Raw genomic sequence first — 287 nt, forward strand, 5'->3', positions numbered from 1 at the left:
TGACGGAATTTTTACCTGTTTCATCAAGTGGGCATTTGGAATTGGGAGGTGCAATCCTAGGCGGTGATCGCCTTCCCGAGGAAAGTCTGACATTTACGGTTGTATTGCACTTCGCTACAGCACTCGCGACGATGCTCGTGTTTCGAAAGGACATTGCACTGATCCTCGAATCGGTCATCAAACTCAAATGGAACGAAGAAACGCAGCTTGTGGCAAAAATCGCGCTCTCAATGATCCCGGCCGTCATCATTGGGCTCTTTTTCGAAGAGCAGTTGGAGCAGTTTTTT

Annotated in this window: 1 protein-coding gene; it reads left to right on the forward strand. The window is 48.1% G+C overall.

All coding sequences use genetic code 11. From position 1 onward, the window contains the following. On the forward strand, positions 1 to 287 hold a 287-nt coding region (locus L0U88_RS20770; protein WP_234868792.1), incomplete at both ends, for an undecaprenyl-diphosphate phosphatase.

The sequence above is a fragment of the Flavihumibacter fluminis genome (assembly GCF_021491375.1).
In the GTDB taxonomy this organism is placed as follows: Bacteria; Bacteroidota; Bacteroidia; order Chitinophagales; family Chitinophagaceae; genus Flavihumibacter; species Flavihumibacter fluminis.